This window comes from Pseudomonas mangiferae, assembly GCF_007109405.1.
Classification (GTDB): domain Bacteria; phylum Pseudomonadota; class Gammaproteobacteria; order Pseudomonadales; family Pseudomonadaceae; genus Pseudomonas_T; species Pseudomonas_T mangiferae.
On sequence record NZ_VJOY01000001.1, the window covers coordinates 233,565 to 254,239 of the forward strand.

Below are 20,675 nucleotides of genomic sequence, written 5' to 3' on the forward strand. Positions count from 1 at the left end.
ATTTCCGTTGAAGCAGGAGACTGACATCGTCCTCATCCGCCAACGGGTCCGCAAATATGCCGAAGAGGCGAAGCTAGGCATCGTGTCGCAGACCAAGATCGTCACCGCCGCCAGCGAGATCGCCCGTAACGCCCTGATCTACGGCGGGGGCGGCGAGTGCGTGGTGGAGGCGTGCAGCCGAGATGGCCGCAGTGCGGTGTACCTGTGCATCTCCGACAGCGGCGCCGGCATCGCCGACATCGACCGGGCGATGGTGGACGGCTACACCTCCGGCAGCGGCCTGGGTCTTGGCTTGAGCGGCGCCAAGCGGCTGGTGGACGCCTTCGCCATCGACAGCGCGCCCGGCCAGGGCACCCGCGTCGAACTGTGGAAGTGGCGATGACCGACGTGCGTTACGTCGGCCTGGTGCTGCCGGTCTCCGACGAGGCCCACGTGGACGGCGCGCGCCGCGCGGTGATGCGCGAGGCGCAGCGCCTGACCCAGGACGAGACGCTGCTGGGGCGGATCGCCCTGGTGGTGCAGGAAGCGGCCCGCAACCTGGTGGTGCACGCCGGCCATGGCGAGCTGTACGTCAGCTACGACACCCAGGCGTTCGACATCCTCGCGGTGGACAGCGGCCCGGGCATGACCAACGTCGCCCAGTGCCTGTCCGACCATTACTCCACCCGCGGCACCATGGGCGCCGGGCTGGGGGCCATCCGGCGGCTGTCCGATCAGTTCGACATCCATTCCCTGCCGGGCAAGGGCACCGTGGTGTTCGCCCGTTTCCTGCTGCGGCCGGCCGCGCCGATGCCACTGGTGTCCGCCGCCGTCTGCACGGTGTACCCGGGGGAAGAGGTCTGCGGCGACGCCTGGGCGGTGAAGGGCAACCGCGCGATGCTCTGCGACGGCCTCGGCCACGGGGTCTCCGCGCACCTGGTGAGCGACCGCGCGCGGCAGCTGTTCCTCGCCCACGAGCCGGATCTGCCCCTGACCCAACTGATGGAGCAAGTGCACCGCGCCCTGGGCAGCACCCGGGGCGGCGCCATGGCGGTGGCCGAAGTGCTGCCCGAGGCGCGCCAGCTGAATTTCTGCGGCATCGGCAACATCGCCGGGCTGCTGGTGGCAGACCGCTCCCGGGGGCTGGTTTCGAACAACGGCACCATCGGTTACAAGGCCGGTCGAATCCAGTCGTACTCCTACCCCTGGGATGAATCCTCCTTGTTGATCATGAGTTCCGATGGCATCACCAGCCGCTGCACGCCGGAGGGTTACCCCGGCCTGCTCAGCCGGCACCCGGCAGTGATCGCGGCCGTCCTGCACCGCGACTACAAGCGTCTGACCGACGACGCGACGCTGCTGGTGCTGAAACATGCCTGAACGCTCCCTGCTATCCAGCCTCAGCATCACCACCGAGATCGACGTCGTCCGCTGCCGCCAGCAGGCCAAGCGGATCGCCGAGTGGATCGGCCTGGGCAACGTGGAGCAGATCCGCATCGCCACCAGCGTCTCGGAACTGGCCCGCAACATCTACCAGTACGCCGCCCAGGGCCGCTTCGACTTCTACCTCACCCGCAACGCCCGGGGCGAGCTGGACAGCCTGCAGTTCGAGGCCCTGGACCAGGGCAAGGGCATCGAGGCGCTGCAGGCGATCCTCGACGGCACCTACGTGTCGCCCACCGGCATGGGCATCGGCCTGCGGGGCGCCCAGCGGCTGATGGATGACTTCACCATCGAGACTTCGTCCCGCGGCACGCGCATCGTCGCCGCCAAGCACTTCCCGCCGCGGCCGTTTCCCAGCAGCGCCGAGCGGGCGCGCTTCCAGGCCGAGCACCACGAGAAGGAGCCGCTGGACCCCTACACGGCCATGCGCGCCCAGCACGAGGACCTGCTGGTGGCCAGCGACGAGCTGCGGCGCAAGCAGCACGAGCTGGAAGGCACCAACCTGGAGCTGGAGAACACCAACAAGGGCGTGGTGGCGCTGTACTCGGAACTGGAGAAGGCGTCCCAGGAACTGAAGGAAGCCAGCGAGGCGAAGAGCCGCTTCTTCTCCAACATGACCCACGAATTCCGCACCCCCATCAACATCATCGAGAACATCTCCAAGCTGTTGCTGACCGGGGTGGACGGCTCCCTCAACGACGAGCAGACCAAGCAGGTGCGTTTCATCAGCGACGCCGCCAGCGAACTGTCGATCCTGGTCAACGAGCTGCTGGAACTGGCCGAGGTGCAGTCCGGGCGCATGACCATCGCGGTGGAGCCCTTCAGCCTGCTGGCGTTCATGGCCAAGCTGGAGGCGTTCACCTCGGCGCTGTCTCTGCGCTACCCCCAGGTGAGCTACCGCATCGACCTGCCGGCCGAGGACATCGTCCTGCACTCGGACCAGAACCGGCTGTTCCAGATCCTGCGCAACCTGATCTCCAACGCCTTCAAGTACACCCCCCAGGGCAGCGTGCGGGTGAAGTGCTACCACACCGGGGAAGACGCCCTGGAGTTCATGGTGGCGGACACCGGCATCGGCATCTCCGAGGACAACCAGCGGCGGGTGTTCGACGAGTTCTACCGGATCAAGACTTCGGGCCTCAAGCACATCGAGGGCACCGGCCTGGGGCTGTCCCTGGCGCAGAAGATCGCCACCCTGCTCAAGGGCCAGCTGGACCTGAGCAGCCAGGAAGGCGCGGGCAGCAAATTCTACGTGCGGCTGCCGATCCAGTACGCGGGTGGTCACGAGGGCGACGACCAGGCGCTGGACCTGTCGGGCACCACCATCCTGCTGATCGACGACAGCGATGCCGATCGCTACATCATCAGCAAGGCCCTGGCCGCCTTCGACCCGGTGCTGATCGAGGCGGAGAGCGCCAAGGCCAGCATGGACAAGCTCAATGCCATCCGCCCGGACATTATCTTCCTGGACCTCGACCTCCCCGATATCAGCGGCGAAGACCTGCTGGAAAGCATGGACTGGAGCATGCACCGGCGCGTGCTGGTGAACACCGCCAAGCAATTGAGCGAAGCGGACCGCGCCCGGCTGGCGCCGTTCTGCCACGGGGTTCTGCACAAGTCCGAACCCGACTATGTCGAACAGCTGTTGCGGCAGGTGAAAAGCTTGTCGGGGAGTCTCAAGCATGACCGATCGTAAGCGCATCGCGATCATCGACGACACCGTCGCCAACCGGTACGTCCTGAAGAAGATCCTCGGCAGCCAGCGGGATGCCTACGATGTGGTGGAGGCGGGCACCGGCCGCGAGGGGCTGGATCTGATCGACCACGACACCGACCTGATGATCGTCGACGTCAACCTGCCGGACATGACCGGCTTCGAGCTGGTGCAGGCCCTGGAGAGCCGCCTGGGCAAGGGCAACCTGCCGCCGGTCATCAACATCTCGGCCACCTTCGTCAGCGGCAAGGACAAGGCCATGGGCCTCACCAGCGGCGCCCAGGCCTACCTGACACACCCGATCAACCCGGACGAGGTGCTGGCCACCATCGCCCTGCTGCTGGAATCCAGCACCCGCTTCGGCCACCTGGAGCACCAGCGCAACGCCGCCGTGGCCCGCAGCGAGAATCTGGAAACCGAGAAGATCATGCTGGAGCGCTTCATGCGCTCCCTCAGCCACGACCTGCGTTCCCCCCTGACCGCTGCCACCATGGTGGTCAAGCTGATGAAGAAGAAGCCGGAGCGGCGCAACGAGGAAATGCTGCAGATCCTCGACGAGAACCTGGTGCGCATGGCGCAGATGATCACCAACGTGCTGGACATCTCCCACGTCAGCCTGGGTGGCAGCGTGCCCCTGCGGGGCGAGAAGCACGAGCTGCATGGTCTGCTGCGCGAAGCGGTGGAGAACCTGCGGCTGCAGGTGGAGAACGAGATCCGCCTGGACGAGGAGCCCGGCGAGCAACTGGTCTACTGGGACAAGCAGGCCTTCCTGCGCATCCTCGACAACGTGGTGGTGAACGCCGCCAAGCACGGCGCGCCCCAGTGCCCCATCACCGTAGGCCAGCGGCGCGACCAGGAACAGATCGTCATCAGCGTGAGCAACGAAGGGCGCATGCCCGATGACGTGCTGGCCAACCTGGCGACGCCGTACTTCATTTCCTCCCGCAGCGACACCCAGGGCTGGGGCCTCGGCCTGCCCATCGTGAAGGCCCTCAGCGAGAGCTTCGGTGGCCACACGGTCTTCGGCAACCAGGAAGGCAGGGTCCGCGTGGACATCTACCTGCCGGTGGCGCTGGGCAACCCCTGACCCGTCCACCCCGGTCGCAGGCCCGTCCTGGGAACCGGGCCGTGGCCATGGCACCCTCGGTGCGGCCGGTCGGGTTCGACGACGCGTCGGCCAGCCTGCCGCCATCGGGCAGGGTGGGTTTCGTTACAAGCCCGCATCGAATCTTTCGTAACGGGTACGAATGACTACGCCACCCCCTCGATCTGCCCGCGATCGAAAACTTTTGCAGCGATTGCCAACGAAAAAACCTGTCGGTTTTTGGGGTTTCATTCGTCTTGAACAAAAAGAACTGCTTTTCGTTATCGACGAAGGACGCAAGGACAGCCCGATGGGAACCCAGCACAACCAGCAATTGAAGGAGCGCCTGCGCCAAGCGGGCCTCAAGACCAGCCTGCCGCGTTTGAAGATCCTCGATGCGTTGCACCAGGCCACCCTGGACAAGGGCGGCTCGTCCGCACGGGCGCTGCACGCCGACCTGGTGGAGGCGGGTCTACCGATTTCCCTGGGCGGGGTGCGACAGGTGATCTGCCGGCTGAGCAGCCATGGCGTGATCATCCATGAGGCGAAGAATCGCTACAGCTTTTCGCTGGAATCCTAGGCTGCGCGGACTTATCAGCAAAAAAATTGCAGGTCAGTGAAAGAGGCGCGGGACAAGAGCGCGATGCCTTCCCCTGTTACGGGTAACCCTGACCGTTGCCTCTTGCCAAACATGCTCTCGCATCCACCTCAGTGGTGGACGTGGCGAAAGGCGGGAAGATGAAACAGGCGAGGGCGGGGCTTGCGGACGCGCCGGGCGGCGGGCTTGGCTTCGACTGCCACCGGCTCGATCACCTGGGGCACGGGCTGGATGACGGGTGTTTCGCGGTCCTGAGCGGTGTCTTCTTCCATTTGCCTCAGGTGCGCATGCTGGGCATGAACGCGGGCTACCCGCAACATCCCCCAGAGCATGGCGGCTGCAATCAGTAACCAGCCCGCGACCATCAACAAGATATAGCTTTCGGCATTCATACGGCTTTCCTCCGCGTAGCCAGCGGATACGTCTCATAGGACTAGACCGGCCTCAGTCTGCGTTTGGTTCCCCTGGATTGCCCGGCTACCGACGGGATGAACCTCCGTTCGTCCGACCCGGTCCATTGGCTTGCACCGTTCTGCCCGCCTGAACGATTGCCCGAAGGGCCATCGTGCGGCGGCGCGATCCTGGGAATCGGCATGATGGAGGAAGCCCGCGTGGGAACCTGGTCGGAACAAATCAACGCAGCATTCGTTTCGGAGTTTTCCGACCTGCCGAGCCTCACCGAGGCGACCCAGATCGTCATTCGCCTCGGCCTGGCGGCCCTGCTGGGCGGAGTGCTGGGGTTCGAGCGCAGCCAGAAGGGCAAGGCCGCCGGGGTGCGCACCCACATGCTGGTGGCTATCGGGTCGGCGATGTTCGTGCTGGCGCCCCTGCAGGCGGGGGCCGATCCCGACGGCATCAGCCGGGTGATCCAGGGGCTGGTGGCCGGCATCGGCTTCCTCGGCGCTGGCACCATCCTGAAGAACGGCGAACATATTTCCGACGTGAAGGGCCTGACCACCGCGGCCGGCATCTGGCTAACCGCGGCCATTGGCATGGCCTGTGGCATGGGCCGTGAGGCCAGCGCCGTGCTCAGCACTTTCCTCGCCCTGGCGATCCTCTACGGCGTGCCGCGCCTGGTGGAGCACTTCGACCGGGATGCCAAGGAAGATCGGGACGATACGTAGCGAACCCTTTCGCCGCTTCGACGCTCAGAACTCCTGGGTTCCTCGGAAACCTGTCCATGCCCGCACCTCCGGCTTCCCCCCCGATGCCGGACGGACAGCCCGCCGGAGCCACGCGCGCCCGAAGCCGGAGGTCGTCATGTTTCGCGATTTTGCCCACCACACTGCCTGGACCGATGCCATGCGCAGCGGCCGCGACTACGTCGGCCTGATCGAGTACCAGCCCAAGTCCCCGGGCGCTGACGTGCGCATCCTCTGGGTGATCGCGCCGGGCTGTGTCTGCGAAGCCGACGCCGAGACCCTGGCGGACAACATGCTCGAGCAGATCGCCGACATCACTCGGGACGGCGACGTGATCTATCAGGACGGCGTCCGCCTGTAGGCGGCAGGAGAACGATATGGCAAGGGCGATCTGGAAAGGCGCGATCAGCTTCGGGCTGGTGCACATCCCTGTGGCGCTGGTCTCCGCGCTGGACCGCCAGGGCATCGACTTCGACTGGCTGGACAAGCGCAGCATGGACCCGGTGGGCTACAAGCGGATCAACAAGGTCACCGGCAAGGACGTCACCAAGGAAGACATCGTCAAGGGCGTGGAGTACGAGAAGGGCAGCTATGTGGTGATCAGCGAGGACGAGATCCGCACCGCGCACCCCAAGTCCACCCAGACCATCGACATCCTGGCCTTCGTCAACAGCCAGGACATTTCGCTGCCCTACATCGACACCCCGTACTACCTGGCCCCCGACAAGCGCGGCGGCAAGGTCTACGCCCTGTTGCGGGAGGCGCTGGTGAAAAGCGGCCGGGTCGCGGTGGCCAACGTGGTCCTGCACACCAAGCAGCACCTGGCCGCGGTGATTCCCCAGGGCGAGGCGCTGATGCTGGTGACCCTGCGCTGGGACGCCGAGGTGCGTACCGTCGAGGACCTGGAACTCAAGGACATGCCGACCAAGGGCGAGCTGAACAAGCGCGAACTGGACATGGCCAAGCGGCTGATCGACGACATGAGCGAGGACTGGGAGCCCACCCAGTACAAGGACACCTTCCAGGAAAAGATCATGGCGCTGGTGGAGCGCAAGGCGAAGGAAGGCCACATCGAGAGCGTGGAAGGCCCGGAAGAGACCGACCGCCAGAGCGCCGACGTCATCGACCTCACCGAACTGCTCAAGCGCAGCCTCGGCGGCGGCAAGGCAAAGGCCAAGACCGAGACGAAGGCTGCCGCGAAGCCGCAGGCCGCGGAGGAGGAGCCGGACGCGGAATCCGCTCCTGCGTCGCGCACGCGGCGTACCCGGGCATCGCCGGCCAAGCCCGCCGGCAAGGCCAAGCCGGGTCGCAAGACCGGCAGCCACTGAGCCGCCGAGCCTGATTCGGGCGGGGTCCACTGGCCTGAACTTTTGCAGGGCCCTCCGTTCGGAATTAACAGGGCGCCGCGACGCGAGAGGTCGCGGCGCCGTCTCTCCCCGGCCAGGGTGGCGCAGGGAACGTGTCGCCCGACACGTCCGGGTCGCTCTGGCAAGGTACCCCTACCGATGTCCACAAGGCCCAAGGAGCGCAGCCCGATGTCCGTTGCCCGTTTCACCGATGAACCCGCACGACGCGATCTGATCGAGCCCGGCCACCTGACCCTGGAACAGGCCACCACCCTTCCCCGAATCGCCATCGAAGCGGTCATGCCGACCCTCCATGAGGGGCGCTTCGCCGCCAAGGCCATCGTCGGGCGCGCGGTGACCGTCGACGCCCGCATCTTCGCCGACGGCCACGACAAGCTGGCGGCGGCTGTGTACTGGATGGTCGAGCAGGACGCCGGTTCGGCGGTGTTCGGCGAGCAGGGCTGGCACCGAGTGGACATGCGCGACCTGGGCAACGATGCCTGGCAGGCCCAGTTCGTGCCGCCCCAGAGCGGTCGCTACCGTTTTCGCATCCAGGCCTGGTGGGATCACTTCGGCTCCTACCGCTATGAGCTGAGCAAGAAGCACGCGGCGGGCGTGCCCATCTCTCTGGAGCTGCAGGAAGGCGACATTCTGCTGGAGCAGGCCCTGGGCCGTGCCGAGGGTGAGGCCCGCGCGGCCATCGAGTCGCTGTTGCAGCGCTTCCGCGCGGCCGGCAACGACGACGAGCGAGTCGCCGTGGTGCTGGAGCCGGAGGCGGCCAAGGCCATGGCGGTGGTGGACCCCCATGACCACCGCGCCCGCAGCCCCGAATACCCCCTCGACGTGGAACGCCCGCTGGCCGAGTTCGCCAGTTGGTACGAACTGTTCCCCCGTTCCCAGACCGACGATCCCCAGCGCCATGGCACGTTCCGCGATGTGCTGCCGCGCCTGCCGGCGATCCGCGACATGGGCTTCGACGTGCTGTATTTCCCGCCGATCCACCCCATCGGCCGTGCCCACCGCAAGGGGCCCAACAATTCCCTGCACGCCGGTCCGGACGACCCGGGCAGCCCCTACGCCATCGGCAGCGAGGCGGGCGGCCACGAGGCGATCCACCCGCAATTGGGCAGCGTGGACGATTTCCTCGAATTGGTCCGGGCGGCCGAGGAACATGGGTTGGAGATCGCCCTGGATTTCGCCATCCAGTGTTCCCAAGACCACCCGTGGCTGCAACAGTATCCCGGCTGGTTCGCCTGGCGCCCCGACGGCACCATCCGCTATGCGGAAAACCCGCCGAAGAAGTACCAGGACATCGTCAACGTCGATTTCTATGCCGAGGACGCGATTCCTGCACTGTGGCAGGCCCTGCGGGACGTGGTGGCCGGCTGGGTGGAACTGGGAGTGAAGATCTTCCGCGTGGACAATCCCCACACCAAGCCACTGCCCTTCTGGGAGTGGATGATCGGCGACATCCGCCGGCAGTACCCGGACACCATGTTCCTCGCCGAGGCTTTCACGCGGCCGGCGATGATGGCGCGCCTGGGCAAGGTGGGCTTCAGCCAGAGCTACACCTACTTCACCTGGCGCAACACCAAGGCCGAGCTGAGCGAGTATTTCCAGCAGCTCAACGAGCCGCCGCTGCGGGATTGCTACCGGCCGAACTTTTTCGCCAACACGCCGGACATCAACCCGTATTTCCTCCAGCACAACGGCCGTGCGGGTTTCCTCATCCGCGTCGCGCTGGCCACCATGGGCTCCGGCCTGTGGGGCATGTATTCGGGCTTCGAGCTGTGCGAGGCCGAGCCGGTGCCGGGCAAGGAGGAGTACCTGAACTCCGAGAAGTACGAGCTTCGCCCACGGGACTACAACGCGCCCGGCAACATCGTCGCGGAAATCGCCCAGCTCAACCGCATCCGCCGGCAGAACCCGGCGCTCCACAGCCACCTGGGCCTGACGCTGTACACCGCCTGGAACGACAACATCCTCTACTTTGGCAAGCGCACCGAGGACCGCAAGAATTTCATCCTCGTGGCCATCAGCCTCGACCCGGACAACGCCCAGGAAGCCCATTTCGAGCTGCCACTCTGGGAGTTGGGTCTGGCGGACGATGCGTCCACCCGGGGCGAGGACTTGATGAACGGCCATACCTGGACCTGGCACGGCAAGGTCCAGTGGATGCGCATCGAGCCCTGGAAACAGCCTTTCGGGATCTGGCGCATCAGCGCCGACACCCTGGCATGAGCGGCTGCCTGGCAGCCATTGAGACGGAACGGCAGGAGACGGAACGGTCATCCGTTACGAGACGATACCTATGATGGGAAAAAGCAAGAAAGCCCCGCGCTCGCGCAAGCCCAAGGCCTTTACCGAGGACCCGCTCTGGTACAAGGACGCGGTGATCTATCAGGTCCATGTGAAATCGTTCTTCGACTCCAACAACGACGGCATCGGCGACTTTCCCGGCCTCATCGAGAAGCTGGACTACATCGCCGAGCTGGGAGTCAACACCATCTGGCTGTTGCCGTTCTTCCCCTCGCCGCGACGCGATGACGGCTACGACATCGCCGAATACCGCGACGTACACCCGGACTACGGCGACATGGCCGATGCCAAGCGCTTCATCGCCGAGGCCCACGCCCGCGGCCTGCGGGTGATCTGCGAGCTGGTGATCAACCACACCTCCGACCAGCACCCCTGGTTCCAGCGCGCGCGCCGGGCTAAGAAAGGCTCCAGCGCCCGGGATTTCTACGTCTGGTCCGATTCCGACCAGAAATACGACGGTACCCGGATCATCTTCCTGGACACCGAGAAATCCAACTGGACCTGGGACCCGGTGGCCGGCCAGTACTTCTGGCACCGCTTCTATTCCCACCAGCCGGACCTGAACTTCGACAACCCCCAGGTGATGAAGGCGGTCATCTCGATCATGCGCTTCTGGCTGGACCTGGGCATCGACGGGCTGCGCCTGGACGCCATCCCCTACCTGATCGAGCGGGACGGCACCAACAACGAGAACCTCCCGGAAACCCACGACGTGCTCAAGCGCATCCGGGCGGAGATCGACGCCAATTACCCGGACCGCATGCTGCTGGCGGAGGCCAACCAGTGGCCCGAGGACACCCAGCTGTACTTCGGTGGCAAGGAGGTGGAAGGCAAGGGCATCGTCGGCGACGAGTGCCACATGGCCTTCCACTTCCCGCTGATGCCGCGGATGTACATGGCGATCGCCCAGGAAGACCGGTTCCCCATCACCGACATCCTGCGGCAGACCCCGGACATCCCCAGCAACTGCCAGTGGGCGATCTTCCTGCGCAACCATGACGAACTCACCCTGGAAATGGTGACCGACAAGGAGCGCGACTACCTGTGGAATTTCTACGCCGCCGACCGCCGCGCCCGGATCAACCTGGGTATCCGCCGTCGCCTGGCGCCCTTGGTGGAGCGCGACCGGCGCCGAATCGAGTTGCTCAACAGCCTGCTGCTGTCCATGCCGGGTACCCCGACCCTGTACTACGGCGACGAGATCGGCATGGGCGACAACATCTTCCTGGGTGACCGGGACGGTGTGCGCACCCCCATGCAATGGTCGGTGGACCGCAATGGCGGATTTTCCCGGGCCGATACCGCGAGCCTGGTGCTGCCGCCCATCATGGATCCGCTCTACGGCTTCCAGGCGGTGAACGTGGAGGCCCAGTCCCGGGACCCGCATTCCCTGCTGAACTGGAACCGGCGCATGCTCGCCGTGCGCAAGCAGCAGAAGGCGTTCGGCCGCGGCACCCTGAAGATGCTGTCGCCCACCAACCGGCGCATCCTCGCCTACCTGCGGGACTATTCCGCGGAAGGTACCCGCGAGACGGTGCTCTGCGTGGCCAACCTGTCCCGCGCCGCCCAGGCGGTGGAGCTGGACCTGTCGGCCTACGAAGGCAAGGTGCCGGTGGAAATGGTCGGCGGCAGCGCCTTCCCGCCCATCGGCCAGCTGACCTACCTGCTGACCCTGCCGCCCTACGGCTTCTATTGGTTCCTGCTGGCCGACGCCAGCCAGATGCCCAGCTGGCACGTGTCCCCGGTGGACCGCATGCCCGACCTGCCGACCCTGGTCCTCAAGCGTGGCCTGCAGGACCTGCTGGAGCCGGTACCGCGCCACGTGCTGGAGCATGACTCTCTGCCGGCCTACCTGCCGAAGCGCCGCTGGTTCTCCGGCACGGCGTCCGGGCAGGTCAAGGTGGCCTACGCGCTGCCGTTCGGCGAAGGGCGCCGTCCGCTGCTGCTGAGCGAGGTGGAAGTCCAGCGTGGCGAAGGCACGGAACGCTACCAGCTGCCGTTCGGCTTCGTCGCCGAGGACGAGCCCAACAGTGCGCGGCCCCAGCAACTGGCCCTGGCCCGGGTCCGTCGCGGCCGCCAGGTCGGCCTGATGACCGATGCTTTCGTGCTGGAGGATTTCGTGCGCAGCGTGGTGAAACAGCTGCGCAAGGGCGACGTCATCAACCTCGAAGACGGTGAACTGCACTTCCTGCCCAGCGCCAAGCTGCAGGAATACGACGTGCCGGACACCGCGGATATCCGCTACATATCGGTGGAGCAGTCCAACAGCTCGGCCATCATCGGCGATCGCATGGTGCTCAAGCTGATTCGCCAGGTGTTCCCGGGCGTCCATCCGGAGCTGGAGGTGGGGGGCTTCCTCACCGAGCGCGGCTTCGGCCACATCGCCCCGGTGCTGGGGGAGGTGCGGCGCATGGATACCGATGGCGAGACCTACGCGCTGATGATCCTGCAGGGCTATCTGAGCAACCAGGGCGATGCCTGGCAATGGACCCTGGGCACTCTGGAGCGGGCGATCCGCGACCAGCTCAGCGCCGGCGTATCCAGCCAGGAGAATCAGTTCACCGCCCTCGGCGAGCTGCAGGCCTTCTCCGCCATGCTGGGCCAGCGCCTGGGCGAGATGCACGTGGCCCTGGCGTCGGAGACGGACAACCCGGACTTCGGCATCGAGTCCAGCGAGCAGGCCGACGTCGATCACTGGGCGTCCGCCATCCGGGCCCAGGTGGAGCAGGCACTGGATGCTGTCGTCGGGCAGCAGGCGCATTTGAGTGAGGACGAGCGGAACGCCCTGGCGACCCTGCAAGGCCAGCGCGAGCGTCTGCTGGGTTATGTGGACGAGTTGGCGCGGCGTTCCGCGGGCGGTATCCGCATGCGCGTCCACGGCGACCTGCACCTGGGGCAGGTGCTGGTGGTGCAGGGCGATGCCTACCTCATCGATTTCGAAGGTGAGCCTGCGCGGCCCCTGGCGGAGCGGCGTGCCAAGCACAGCCCGCTCAAAGACGTCACCGGCGTGTTGCGTTCCATCGACTACGCCGCGGCCATGGCCTTGCGCAATGCCCACAGCACCGACACCTCGCCGGAAGCCACTCAGGCCCGCCAGCTGATTTCCCAGACCTACCGGCGCGATGCCCGCCAGGCGTTCCTCGACGCCTACCGGATGGCCGCGGCCGACCTGCCCCATGCCTGGCACGAGCGGGACGGGGAGGGCGCGGCGCTGGCGCTGTTCAGCCTGGAAAAAGCCGCCTATGAAATCGTTTACGAAGCAGCCCATCGTCCCACCTGGATCGGTGTACCGTTGCAGGGGTTGATGGAGTTGCTACAGCACTTATCGGGGGCGAAACACTGATGAATCAGGGACAGGAATTTTCCAGCGGGAACGCCTTGGGCCTATCCGCCGCGGATGCCAATGCGCTGGCCCGGGCCGAGCATACCGATCCCTTCTCGATCCTCGGTCCGCACCGCGACGGCGACGGGCTGGTGATTCGCGCCTACCTGCCCACCGCCCTGGCGGCGGAGCTGGTGGACGGCGAGAGCGGGGAGGTGCTGGGCCCCATGGAGCAGGTGCAGATTCCCGGTCTGTTCTGCGGTCGCCTGGCGCGGGAACAGCGCTACCGGCTGCGGGTGCGCTGGGCCAGCGGCGTACAGGAAACGGAAGACCCCTACGGCTTCGGCCTGCTGCTGGGCGACGTGGACCTGTACCTGTTCGGCGAGGGCAACCACCGTGACCTGGGCCATTGCCTGGGGTCCCAGCCCATGACCATCGACGGCGTGAGCGGCGTACGTTTCGCCGTCTGGGCACCCAATGCCCGGCGCGTCTCCATCGTGGGGCACTTCAACAATTGGGATGGCCGCCGTCACCCGATGCGCCTGCGCCACGCTTCGGGCGTGTGGGAGCTGTTCATTCCGCGCCTGGGCCCGGGCGAAGTGTACAAGTACGAACTGTTGGGCCACGACGGTGTACTGCCGCTGAAGGCCGACCCCATGGCCCGCGCCACGGAAACCCCGCCGGAAACCGGCTCGGTGGTGGCGGCGCCCCTGGCCCACGAATGGCGGGATGACGACTGGATGGCGCAGCGGGAGGGCCACCAGGCCTACCAGAAGCCCATGTCCATCTACGAACTGCACGCCGGCTCGTGGCGCCACGAAGGGGGCAACGAAGGCCGCAGCCTGGACTGGCACGAACTGGCCGAGCAGCTGATCCCCTACGTGCAGGAACTGGGCTTCACCCACATCGAGCTGCTGCCCATCATGGAGCACCCCTTCGGGGGATCGTGGGGCTACCAGCCGCTGTCGCAGTTCGCGCCCAGCGCCCGCTACGGCAAGCCCGAGGATTTCGCCGCCTTCATCGATGCCTGCCACCAGGCCGGCATCGGCGTCATCCTCGACTGGGTACCCGCGCACTTCCCCACCGATGCCCATGGCCTGGCGCGCTTCGACGGCACGGCGCTGTACGAGTACGCCCACCCGTTCGAGGGCTTCCACCAGGACTGGGACACCTACATCTACAACCTGGGTCGCAGTGAAGTGCACGGCTTCATGCTGGCCTCCGCGTTGTACTGGCTGCGGTACTTCCACGTGGACGGTCTGCGGGTCGATGCCGTGGCGTCGATGCTCTACCGGGACTACTCCCGCCAGCACGGCGAGTGGATCCCCAACCGCTTCGGCGGCCGGGAAAACCTGGAGGCCATCGACTTCCTGCGTCATCTCAACGACGTGGTGCACGCCGAAGTGCCCGGCGCCCTGGTGATCGCCGAGGAATCCACTGCCTGGCCCGGCGTGAGCCGGCCGACCCAGGAGGGTGGTCTGGGCTTTTCCTACAAGTGGAACATGGGCTGGATGCACGACACCCTGAAGTACGCCGCCGAGGACCCGGTGCACCGTCGCTACCACCACGACAAGCTGACCTTCGGCCTGATCTACGCCTTCTCCGAACACTTCGTACTGCCCATCTCCCATGACGAGGTGGTTCACGGCAAGCGCTCGCTGATCGACAAGATGCCCGGGGACCGCTGGCAGAAGTTCGCCAACCTGCGGGCCTACCTGAGCTTCATGTGGACCCACCCGGGCAAGAAGCTGTTGTTCATGGGCTGCGAATTCGGCCAGTGGCGGGAGTGGAACCACGACCACGAGCTGGACTGGTACCTGCTGCAATACGGCGAGCACGTGGGCGTGCAGAGCCTGGTGGGTGACCTCAACCGCCTGTACCGGGACTATCCGGCGCTGCACGAACTGGACGGCGATGCCACGGGCTTCCAGTGGCTGATCGGCGACGATGCGGCCAACAGTGTCTACGCCTGGCTGCGCTGGGACCTGCAGGGTAATCCGCTGCTGGTGGTCGCCAACTTCACCCCGATGCCCCGGGAGCAGTACCGCATCGGCGTGCCTGAAGGCGGCACCTGGCGCGAGCTGTTCAACAGCGATGCGGAGCGCTATGCCGGCTCCAACATGGGCAATGGCGGCAGCGTCCTGGCGGAAGCCTTGGAAAGCCATGGGCAGGCCCAGTCGCTGTCCCTGACCCTGCCGCCCCTGGCGATTACCGTGTTCGCACCGAACCGGTGAGGACGCGCTGCGGGCATCCGGCGCGTTGTCGTCGGATGCCCGCGGTCGTGTCATGAGACTTTCGTCACGTTTTGAGCTAGCCTCTGCCCGGTTCTTCTCACGGATGCAGGAGCCTGCAGAATGGATGTCTCGCAACAGCCGCTGGTCGAGCTACTCACCCTGACCGCGCGTAGCCTCACCCACCTCACCGCCGCCATGACCTCCCTGTCGTTCGAACTGCTGCGCAGCGAAGACCCGGTGGTGCGCGATGCCAGCAAGCGCATGATCACCCGCATGGCGGCGGTCAACGGCGAACTGGACCAGCACTGGCAACTGATCAGCGACCTGACCGGCGTTTCCCTGCCGGACAACGACTCCCCACCCATGACCGAGGTCCACCTGGCCCCTGTGGTGCCCATCGCTGCGGCCGAGCGCTAGTCCACGGCAAGGTATGCACGGCGGGTGAGCGATCCTTCGCGTGTCTTCTGCCAGTTCGGCCTTCTGCACCTTTGCCTGACGGGGTGGCGCCCTTAGGTACTCCATTTGGCAAGGCCAAAAAGCCGATGAACCCACCCGCGTTCCTGCGCGAAAGGGTCTCACCGGCTTTTTCTTTCGGCGCCGCTCCAGCAAGGCCGGAGCGGCGAGGGTGAGTCGGTCAGCCGTTCACCACGCTGCCGCCATTCACGTGGATCACCTGACCGCTCACATAGGACGAGTCATCGCAGGCCAGGTAGACGTAGGCGGGTGCCAGTTCCTCCGGTTGTCCCGGGCGGCCCATGGCGGTGTTGGCGCCGAAGGTGGCCACCTGTTCTTCGTCGAAGGTGGAAGGGATCAGCGGCGTCCAGATGGGACCCGGCGCCACTGCGTTCACGCGGATGCCGCGGGGCGCCAGGTTGAGGGCGAGGGAGCGGGTGAACGAGGTGATGGCGCCCTTGGTGGAGGAGTAGTCCAGCAGGATCGGGTTGCCCTTGTAGGCGGTGATGGAGGTGGTGTTGATGATGGTCCCGCCCTGTTTCATCGCGGGCAACGCGGCCTTGGTCAGCTGGAACATGGCGAAGATGTTGGTGCGGAAGGTGCGCTCCCACTGTTCCTCGGTGATGTCCTCCAGGCGCTTCTGCGGGTGCTGCTCGCCGGCATTGTTCACCAGCACGTCCAGGCGGCCAAAGGTGCTACGGGTTTCCTCGATCACCTTGCCACAGAATTCGGCACCGGCCACGTCGCCGGCAAAGCTCAGGCAACGGCGCCCGAGGCCTTCGATCTCTTTGCGTGTCTTTTCCGCGTCCTCGTGCTCGTTCAGGTACAGCAGCACGATGTCGGCGCCTTCCTTGGCGAAGGTCACCGCCACGGCGCGGCCGATGCCGCTGTCGGCCCCGGTGATCAGCGCCACCTTGCCCTTCAGCTTGCCCGCGGCCTTGTAGTCCTCGGCGCGGTAGGCCGGGGCCGGGTGCATGGCGGTTTCCAGGCCGGGTCGACGGTCCTGGTGCTGGGGCGGCAGGGTCTGTTTCGAATCGCTCATGGGCGTCTCCTGGTCGGTGGCTGGGATTGCCTGTCTAGGGAGGGGACTGGACGGGTCGCGCAAAAGTTTCTGCCGCCGGACCGGCGCGCCGCCCTGGCACCGGCGGTCACGGCAGCGGCAAAAAATGAAACTCTGCGGGCCCGGCGGTTCTCACACCTACACGCCCCCACGGACGTTGCCGACGGCAGCCAAGGGCTCGGCAAGATGCCTGGAAAACGGCATCGCGGGTTCCGACGAGGTTCGCACTGCCGTCGCGGTCCGCACCGGGGGCCTTTCAAACGAAGCCCAGGACCGGCCGATTTCGAGGCCGTCCTCGCCACTGTCACAGGAGGAAGACCGATGCCGGTTACCCACGATCTCGCCAAGGATTTTCCCGAGTACGCCGACGCCTTCAAGGCGCTCAGCCAGACCGACGCCGAGTTCAACGGCCTGCTGGAAAAATACCGCGACCTCGACCGGCGCATTCTGGCCGCCGAGCAGGACCAATCCCTCGATGACGAGCGCCTGAACGAGCTGCGCCGCGAGCGGGTGCTGCTCAAGGACCGAATCGCCCAGAAGCTGCAGTATCGCTGACAGGCAGGAGGCGGCTATGACGGGTATCGAAGCGGTCATGGACTACGTGCGAGAGCACGAGCTGATGCTCACCACCGCCGAGTCCTGCACGGCGGGCGCGATCATCTCGCTGCTGGCCACCGTGCCAGGCTGCGGGTCCCATGTGGACGCCGGCTACGTGGTGTATTCCCCGGCAGCCAAGAAGCGCCTGCTGGGCGTGCGACAGGCGACCCTCGAGCGCTTCAACCTCACCAGCGAAGAAGTCGTGCGGGAAATGGCCCTCGGCGCGCTGCGGGACAGCGAGGCCAACGTGGTGGTGGCCAACACCGGCATCGCAGGGCCCGAAGGGGTGGATGGCATCCCGCCGGGCACCCTGTGGTTCGCCTGGGGTTTTCAGATCGAGGGTCGCCTGCACCTGTTCACCGAGTTGCGGCGCTTCTTCGGCGACCGCGAAACCATCATCGATACCGCCGCCCGCTATGCCCTGGCGCAGCTTCCCTCCCGCCACCGCCGCGCCGTGCAGGGCGAGGGCTGAACCGACCACTGCTGACCGCCGCCGATGCGGCCCTACCGTTCCCGCTACAGGAGAGCCCCATGCGCGCACTGACTTACCACGGCAGCCATGACGTCCGCGTCGACACTGTCCCGGACCCGATCCTGGAGAACACCGACGACATCATTCTGCGGGTCACCGCCACCGCCATCTGCGGTTCGGACCTGCACCTGTACCGCGGCAAGATTCCCGCGGTGAAGGACGGCGACATCTTCGGCCACGAGTTCATGGGCATCGTCGAGGAGGTGGGCTCGGGCGTTACTGCCGTGCAGAAGGGCGACCGGGTGGTGATCCCCTTCGTCATCGCCTGCGGCCACTGCTTCTTCTGCGAGCACGACCTGTACGCCGCCTGCGAGACCACCAATCCGGACCGGGGCGCGATCCTCAATAAGAAGGCCATCCCCCCGGGCGCCGCGTTGTTCGGCTACAGCCACCTGTACGGTGGCGTGCCGGGCGGGCAGGCGGAGTACGTGCGGGTGCCGAAGGCCAACACCGGCCCGTTCAAGGTGCCGGGCAGCCTGGCGGACGAGCGCGTGCTGTTCCTCAGCGACATCCTGCCCACCGCTTGGCAGGCGGTGCTGAACGCCGACCTGGGGCCTGGCTCCAGCGTCGCCATCTTCGGCGCCGGCCCGGTGGGCCTGCTGGCAACGGCGTGCGCCCGGCTGGTGGGCGCCGAGCAGATCTTCATGATCGACCACCATCCCTACCGGCTGGCGTACGCCCGCCAGACCTATGGCGCGATCCCCATCAACTTCGACGAGGTGGACGACCCCGCCCAACTGATCACCGAGCAGACCGCCGGCCACCGCGGGGTGGACGCGGTGATCGACGCGGTGGGCTTCGAAGCCAAGGGCAGCACCACTGAGACGGTGCTGACCACCCTCAAGCTGGAGGGCAGCAGCGGCAAGGCGCTGCGCCAATGCATCGCTGCGGTACGCCGAGGTGGCGTGGTGAGCGTGCCAGGGGTCTATGCCGGGTTCATCCATGGCTTCATGTTCGGCGATGCCTTCGACAAGGGGCTGACCTTCAAGATGGGCCAGACCCACGTGCACCGTTTCCTGCCGGAGTTGCTGGAGCACATCGAGGCTGGGCGGCTCAAGCCGGAGGAGATCATCACCCACCGCATGCCCCTGGAAGAGGCGGCCCGCGGCTATGAGATCTTCGAAAAGCGTCAGGAGGACTGTCGCAAGGTGATCCTCACCACCGGGGCAGCGATCCCCGATCTGGCGCGTCCCCTGAACGACATACCGCCCGGCCTGATCCCGGCGGTCTGAGGTGGACCGGATCGGGCACCGCGTGGTGCCCGATCCGAGTCACTTGCTGTGTTCGGAAGAAGAGGGCGGCGTGATGCCCCGGGGGCCGGCGAAGCCCCAGGCGATCAGCCCGAGGACCGGGAAGATCAGGATCGCCAGGGACCACAGCAGTTTCTTGCCACTGCTGGCGTCGCTGCGCACCACGCTGACGATGGCCCAGATGTCCAGCAGCAGGATGATCAGCCCGGCCACGCTGCCGTACAGCGATTTGATCATGGGGTATTCTCCGTTTCTTTCCGTCGAGAGGTCATGGGGTGAGACTGGCGGCCTTTCGCAAGGGTTCACGGGCGACGAGTTCCGAAGCCGCCGATGTATCCGCTGGCCGGGATGCCGCCCTGGACCTGGTCAAGTGGATGGCCATGGCCACCATGCTGCTGGACCATCTGCGTTACCTGAACGACGCCTGGAGCGGGACCTACGTCCCCGGGCGTCTGGCCTTCCCGTTGTTCTGCCTGGCCATCGCCGCCAACGTCGCCCGCGACCGCCACGGGCCATTCCCCCGCGCCGCCCACGGTCGCTACCTGGGATGGCTGCTGCTGTTCGCCCTGTTATCCGAGTGGCCCTATCGCGCCTACACCGGCTTCACTCACCCCAGCAACGTGATGCCGGCCCTGGCCCTCGGCCTGCTGGTGGCATGGGGCGCTCATTACCGCACGTTCTTCAGCCTGCTGGGCGCGGCTTTCGCCGTGGCCCTGGCCGGCGTTCTCGGGGGCGACCACGTGATGTACGGCCTGCCCGGCACCCTGTTGCCCGCGGCCCTCCTGCTGGCGCTGCGCGGCCCCTTGATCGCCTGGAGCGTGCCGATGCTGCTGGCGTTTCTGCCCAACTTCCTGGAGATGCGTGACGGCGGCGTACTGGCCTGGGAGCCCTGGCCGCTGCTGGTGTTGACCACCGCGGGGCTGGCGCCGGCGTTCGGGCTCTGGCTGCTGGGGCGTCGACCGGATTTTCCGGTGCCGCCCGTGACCCGCGGGTGGGGCTACGGGTTCTACCCCGGCCACCTGGCCCTGCTGTACCTGCTGCGCCTGGCCCTGTTCGACTGAGCGGTGCCGGGCGCTTTTCCGTACCATGGGCGCTTTTCCCAGGAGCGCTCGCCGTGACCTTGCACATCCGTCCCGCCACCCCCGCCGATGCGCCGCAGATCCTCGCCTTCATCACCGAGCTGGCCGTCTACGAGAAGGCCGAGCATGAAGTGGTGGCCAGCGTCGCCGATATCGAACGCACCCTGTTCGACGAACACGCCACCGCCAGCGCGTTGATCTGCACCCTGGACGAGCAGCCCATCGGCTTCGCGGTGTATTTCTTCAGCTATTCCACCTGGCAGGGACGCAAGGGGTTGTACCTGGAAGACCTCTACGTGTCCCCGGAACAGCGCGGCGCCGGCGCGGGCAAGGCCCTGTTGCGGCACCTGGCGCGGCTCGCCTGTGAAAGCGGCTGCGGCCGCTTCGAATGGAGCGTGCTGGACTGGAACGAGCCCGCCATCCGCTTCTACGAGGCGATCGGCGCCAGCGCCCAGGACGAATGGATTCGCTACCGCCTGGCTGGCGAAGCGTTGCGCGGGTTCGCCTACGACGACGCGTGACG

At 66.3% G+C, this 20,675-nt stretch carries 20 protein-coding genes; 17 read left to right on the forward strand and 3 right to left on the reverse strand.

The genetic code is table 11. The features are described from left to right. Positions 1 to 7 precede the first annotated feature (7 nt). The 5 genes from FM069_RS01010 to FM069_RS01030 all read left to right on the forward strand — a co-directional run bounded on the left by FM069_RS01010 (position 8) and on the right by FM069_RS01030 (position 4,800). Positions 8 to 382: an ATP-binding protein gene (locus FM069_RS01010; RefSeq protein WP_233281950.1), complete on the forward strand. Its 375-nt coding sequence runs from the start codon at positions 8 to 10 to the stop codon at positions 380 to 382. Beyond that, a complete protein-coding gene (locus tag FM069_RS01015; protein ID WP_143486270.1) occupies positions 379 to 1,359 on the forward strand; it encodes an ATP-binding SpoIIE family protein phosphatase in 981 nt (326 codons plus the stop codon). The genes FM069_RS01010 and FM069_RS01015 overlap by 4 nt, the downstream gene beginning before the upstream one ends. After that, positions 1,352 to 3,118 carry an ATP-binding response regulator gene (locus FM069_RS01020; protein ID WP_143486271.1) on the forward strand — a complete coding sequence of 589 codons (1,767 nt, stop codon included), beginning with the start codon at positions 1,352 to 1,354 and terminating at the stop codon, positions 3,116 to 3,118. The genes FM069_RS01015 and FM069_RS01020 overlap by 8 nt, the downstream gene beginning before the upstream one ends. Beyond that, complete coding sequence (locus tag FM069_RS01025; RefSeq protein WP_143486273.1) at positions 3,105 to 4,223, forward strand: hybrid sensor histidine kinase/response regulator; 1,119 nt, start codon at positions 3,105 to 3,107, stop codon at positions 4,221 to 4,223. The genes FM069_RS01020 and FM069_RS01025 overlap by 14 nt, the downstream gene beginning before the upstream one ends. 307 nt (positions 4,224 to 4,530) lie before the next feature. After that, positions 4,531 to 4,800, forward strand: a complete 270-nt coding sequence (locus FM069_RS01030; protein WP_143486274.1) for a hypothetical protein — start codon at positions 4,531 to 4,533, stop codon at positions 4,798 to 4,800. A 128-nt stretch (positions 4,801 to 4,928) separates the two neighbouring features. On the opposite strand, the gene FM069_RS01035 is transcribed toward FM069_RS01030, so the two are convergent. Then, on the reverse strand, positions 4,929 to 5,210 hold the full coding sequence (locus tag FM069_RS01035; protein ID WP_143486275.1) for a hypothetical protein: 282 nt from the start codon (positions 5,208 to 5,210) through the stop codon (positions 4,929 to 4,931). Positions 5,211 to 5,429: 219 nt separating this feature from the next. Between FM069_RS01035 and FM069_RS01040 the strand changes: the two genes are divergently transcribed. The 7 genes from FM069_RS01040 (at position 5,430) to FM069_RS01070 (ending at position 15,598) form a co-directional block, all read left to right on the forward strand. Beyond that, a complete protein-coding gene (locus FM069_RS01040) occupies positions 5,430 to 5,942 on the forward strand; it encodes an MgtC/SapB family protein (RefSeq protein ID WP_233281951.1) in 513 nt (170 codons plus the stop codon). 136 nt (positions 5,943 to 6,078) lie between these two features. After that, positions 6,079 to 6,321 carry a hypothetical protein gene (locus tag FM069_RS01045; protein ID WP_143486276.1) on the forward strand — a complete coding sequence of 81 codons (243 nt, stop codon included), beginning with the start codon at positions 6,079 to 6,081 and terminating at the stop codon, positions 6,319 to 6,321. A 16-nt stretch (positions 6,322 to 6,337) separates the two neighbouring features. Continuing rightward, positions 6,338 to 7,288 (forward strand): non-homologous end joining protein Ku, encoded by a 951-nt coding sequence (ku, locus tag FM069_RS01050; protein WP_143486277.1) that lies wholly within the window; start codon positions 6,338 to 6,340, stop codon positions 7,286 to 7,288. A gap of 207 nt (positions 7,289 to 7,495) precedes the next feature. After that, a complete protein-coding gene (locus FM069_RS01055) occupies positions 7,496 to 9,547 on the forward strand; it encodes an alpha-1,4-glucan--maltose-1-phosphate maltosyltransferase (protein WP_143486280.1) in 2,052 nt (683 codons plus the stop codon). Positions 9,548 to 9,620: 73 nt separating this feature from the next. After that, on the forward strand, positions 9,621 to 12,968 hold the full coding sequence (gene treS, locus FM069_RS01060) for a maltose alpha-D-glucosyltransferase (protein ID WP_143486643.1): 3,348 nt from the start codon (positions 9,621 to 9,623) through the stop codon (positions 12,966 to 12,968). Then, positions 12,968 to 15,181, forward strand: a complete 2,214-nt coding sequence (gene glgB / locus FM069_RS01065; RefSeq protein WP_143486281.1) for a 1,4-alpha-glucan branching protein GlgB — start codon at positions 12,968 to 12,970, stop codon at positions 15,179 to 15,181. Before treS ends, glgB begins: the two co-directional genes overlap by 1 nt. Before the next feature lie 120 nt (positions 15,182 to 15,301). Beyond that, on the forward strand, positions 15,302 to 15,598 hold the full coding sequence (locus tag FM069_RS01070; protein WP_143486282.1) for a hypothetical protein: 297 nt from the start codon (positions 15,302 to 15,304) through the stop codon (positions 15,596 to 15,598). Between the two features lie 217 nt (positions 15,599 to 15,815). On the opposite strand, the gene FM069_RS01075 is transcribed toward FM069_RS01070, so the two are convergent. Continuing rightward, positions 15,816 to 16,676, reverse strand: a complete 861-nt coding sequence (locus tag FM069_RS01075; RefSeq protein ID WP_143486284.1) for an SDR family oxidoreductase — start codon at positions 16,674 to 16,676, stop codon at positions 15,816 to 15,818. A gap of 339 nt (positions 16,677 to 17,015) precedes the next feature. On the opposite strand from FM069_RS01075, the gene FM069_RS01080 reads away from it, so the two are divergent. Genes FM069_RS01080 through FM069_RS01090 form a run of 3 tightly spaced genes read left to right on the forward strand, consistent with a single transcriptional unit; the run spans position 17,016 to position 19,055 of the window. Then, positions 17,016 to 17,249, forward strand: a complete 234-nt coding sequence (locus FM069_RS01080) for a YdcH family protein (RefSeq protein ID WP_143486285.1) — start codon at positions 17,016 to 17,018, stop codon at positions 17,247 to 17,249. A gap of 16 nt (positions 17,250 to 17,265) precedes the next feature. Further along, the gene (locus FM069_RS01085; RefSeq protein ID WP_143486288.1) at positions 17,266 to 17,763 is read left to right on the forward strand and encodes a CinA family protein; all 498 of its coding nucleotides are present in this window, start codon (positions 17,266 to 17,268) and stop codon (positions 17,761 to 17,763) included. Between the two features lie 59 nt (positions 17,764 to 17,822). Next, positions 17,823 to 19,055, forward strand: coding sequence for a zinc-dependent alcohol dehydrogenase (locus FM069_RS01090; protein WP_143486289.1), 1,233 nt, complete (start codon positions 17,823 to 17,825; stop codon positions 19,053 to 19,055). A gap of 39 nt (positions 19,056 to 19,094) precedes the next feature. Here FM069_RS01090 and FM069_RS01095 read toward each other — a convergent pair whose 3' ends face one another. Next, positions 19,095 to 19,310 carry a PLD nuclease N-terminal domain-containing protein gene (locus FM069_RS01095; protein ID WP_143486291.1) on the reverse strand — a complete coding sequence of 72 codons (216 nt, stop codon included), beginning with the start codon at positions 19,308 to 19,310 and terminating at the stop codon, positions 19,095 to 19,097. Positions 19,311 to 19,348: 38 nt separating this feature from the next. Here FM069_RS01095 and FM069_RS01100 point away from each other — a divergent pair, with 38 nt between their 5' ends. Beyond that, positions 19,349 to 20,134 (forward strand): TraX family protein, encoded by a 786-nt coding sequence (locus FM069_RS01100; RefSeq protein WP_233281952.1) that lies wholly within the window; start codon positions 19,349 to 19,351, stop codon positions 20,132 to 20,134. 53 nt (positions 20,135 to 20,187) lie between these two features. After that, entirely contained in the window at positions 20,188 to 20,673 is a 486-nt protein-coding gene (locus FM069_RS01105; protein ID WP_143486293.1) for a GNAT family N-acetyltransferase, read from the forward strand. The last annotated feature ends 2 nt before the right edge of the window (positions 20,674 to 20,675 follow it).